This window comes from Boseongicola sp. (assembly GCF_057460485.1).
Map to the genome: position 1 here is coordinate 1 of NZ_JBVCWP010000417.1, position 2,460 is coordinate 2,460.

General features: G+C 55.0%; 4 protein-coding genes. 3 read left to right on the top strand and 1 reads right to left on the bottom strand.

Features of this window, described 5'->3' with window-relative positions; genetic code table 11:
• The first annotated feature begins 227 nt into the window (after window positions 1-227).
• Window positions 228-647 (top strand): hypothetical protein, encoded by a 420-nt coding sequence (locus AC221Y_RS23010; RefSeq protein ID WP_486708610.1) that lies wholly within the window; start codon window positions 228-230, stop codon window positions 645-647.
• 49 nt (window positions 648-696) lie between these two features.
• A complete protein-coding gene (locus tag AC221Y_RS23015) occupies window positions 697-1,122 on the top strand; it encodes a hypothetical protein (protein ID WP_486708611.1) in 426 nt (141 codons plus the stop codon).
• 129 nt (window positions 1,123-1,251) lie between these two features.
• Here AC221Y_RS23015 and AC221Y_RS23020 read toward each other — a convergent pair whose 3' ends face one another.
• Window positions 1,252-1,752 (bottom strand): hypothetical protein, encoded by a 501-nt coding sequence (locus AC221Y_RS23020; protein ID WP_486708612.1) that lies wholly within the window; start codon window positions 1,750-1,752, stop codon window positions 1,252-1,254.
• A gap of 1 nt (window position 1,753) precedes the next feature.
• Between AC221Y_RS23020 and AC221Y_RS23025 the strand changes: the two genes are divergently transcribed.
• A complete protein-coding gene (locus AC221Y_RS23025; RefSeq protein WP_486708613.1) occupies window positions 1,754-1,972 on the top strand; it encodes a hypothetical protein in 219 nt (72 codons plus the stop codon).
• Window positions 1,973-2,460: the final 488 nt, after the last annotated feature.

Sequence of the window (2,460 nt, forward strand, 5' to 3'; positions counted from 1 at the left end):
ACTCTGAGGAGATGTCGTGGACGGATATCAAGAACTCGGCAATGTCCCCTGACATTGTATCTCCACGATGAGCAAAACTAAAGCTGCTTTAGTAAGGCTAGCCCCTCCGGCGAAATTTCCCCGCTTGTCGAAGAACGGTTTCCCATTGGGGGAAAGAACTCTGTACAGCTAAGGCTACGAAAGCTACCCTCTAAAAAATTATCGGCGATAGCCGTGGGAGATCATAAGTGTTCATTTTTTCGATTAGGCCATCGACACTCCTCGCGTTGGCATTCTTCGCTGCAAGTACTTTTGCCAACTCGACGAATGTGCAAGCACAGGGATCTTTGCTTGCGATGAGTGCAGCCCAAAGAAGCCAGTTCGAGACGCGATTGAACCTTTCCGAGTCCCAGAAACCTCAGGTGCGCGAGATCATCAAACAGTCGAACAGCGAGCGTGAGGCGATCTTCAGAAAGCACGGCGTTACCGGCGGATCAGGCAAGAAACCTGGCCTATTCCAACTTGTTGGCCTTAACAACGATATGAAGGGTGTGGACCAGTGGACCCAGTCTGCGCTCTCAAAGATTCTGTCTCCCGTACAAATGCGCGCGTACAGCAAAATACACGCGGAGAGACGGGAAGCGATTAAGAGGAAGCTCCTCAATTGATCGGCCGCTGATGGCATTCGACAGCAATAGCGGCGCACAGGAGACCACAATGCGACTCGTTCTCGCTCCGAAGATGATTTACATCACCATGTTGTTGGCCGGCTTGTTTTCAGCGAACACGGCTCGAGCCGATAACATGGTCTACATTTGCGCCATCAACGAAGCGCGGGTTTGCACGCCAGACGAGCCCTGCAAATCCGTAGCTCTTCAAGATCTCTATATCGCGCCTCTGATGATATTTGACCTCAACAAGAAGTCACTGGTGTCGGCTTCTATGGACGACCGAGGCCGGGAGGAGTCCATTGACGGCTTTAAACGAACCAAGACAAGCCTGACGGTTTATGGCCACGCCGAAGATGAGACGTGGAGTGCGATATTTTCGCTAGCGAGCGGCAAGATGACGGGGAGCATAAATACCGGCGAAACAGCTCACGTTCTGTTCGGACATTGCGCTCCCCACACTTATCCGAATTGATCGATGGACACTGTCGCAGCGCGATGACCACCTATGTCCGCTTTGGGTCATTAGCGGACATCGGCAAGCGCATCAGGGATGTCCGCTCTACCCTCAGGAGCGGACATTATGAGCGCGGTCGCAACCAAACTAGGCGTATCGCTTTAGCGTCCACTTGGTACGTTCTTGAGCAAATCTAGCCCCCGCAACCAGCGTTACTTGCACCCCCGTTCCCTTGGAGCGGGGGTGTTCGTTTGCCAGGTTTATTAGTGCTGCGAGCTCGCCATAGAGCTCTGCCCGGAGCTTTCCATTATCTGGCACGAGCCGGATCTCTTCGATGAGCTCACGGATGCATTCTCCGGCTTCTTGTCGGGTGTCGTCATCGTTGAGGGCTTCGGAGAGGTTGACGACCTTCTGGCGGTAGAGCTCGGCAAGGTTCGGGTGCAGTCGTGGCATAGAAGGGGGAGCTGCTTGCAGTTGAGCGAGGAGCTCGATTCGCTTGGCCTCCAGGGTCGCCATCTCGTCCTTCACGGCGGCACCGGGGACGCCAGCTTTGATGGCATCAATCAGCCTGGCGATCTCACGCTCAGTCTTCTCAAGGTCCCGCGTGGCGCGGTCGCGGCTTTCACTGACGCAATGCGTGCAGTTCATCATGAGCCTCGGTTTGAACGACAAAAAGGTCATCGAGAACCTGGAAGACCTTGGGCCCGAGCATCAGATTATGAAGCCCAATATGATCACCGGACAGACAGCATTCGGGGAAGTTACAAAGCCTGGTTCGCAAGTCGAGATGTCGAAAACGCCTCAGTCATGGAACGACCCCATACTTCACGTGCCGGGGTCTTGTAAGCCGCAGTGGCTGACTCAATGATTTGCTAATAACGATAGGCCTGCGGCATGTCCGCTTGTGGCACTTAGCAGACGTTTTGCCGCCTAGGCTGCATGTCCGCTTTCAGGGGTGAAGCGGACATCCCCGATCTGCGCTTCAATGTCCGCTAGTGACCCAAAGCGGACATTGCCCTTGCCCCAGCAGCCAAGGCACTTAATTCTTGCAGAGGCCGATGTCAGCCTGGATCGTGACGGCGCGCCAGCCGTCCCATCGGTCAGGATAGCTGCCGGAGTAACGACCGGCCGTCCCCGCTGTCCTCAACTCAGCCGAAGATGCTCAGCAAACTGCCTTGCATAATCGGAGCTTATGAGCGTCTTCGGGCAGTTACGTGACACGACAGGGCAACTTCACTCCGCCGCCTGGAGATTAGCTTGTAGCGCCAGTTCTTCGACCTCTTCGGCAAGCATCGAGAAGCCGGCTAAGGTAAGTAATGTTGCGGCCTCCCTAAGTCGCTGAGAAGCCGCCTGCAG

Coding starts and splice junctions, on each gene's coding strand:
- AC221Y_RS23025 (WP_486708613.1), top strand. CDS start 1,754: ATGAGCCTCGGTTTGAACGACAAAAAGGTCATCGAGAACCTGGAAGAC.
- AC221Y_RS23020 (WP_486708612.1), bottom strand. CDS start 1,752: ATGAACTGCACGCATTGCGTCAGTGAAAGCCGCGACCGCGCCACGCGG.
- AC221Y_RS23015 (WP_486708611.1), top strand. CDS start 697: ATGCGACTCGTTCTCGCTCCGAAGATGATTTACATCACCATGTTGTTG.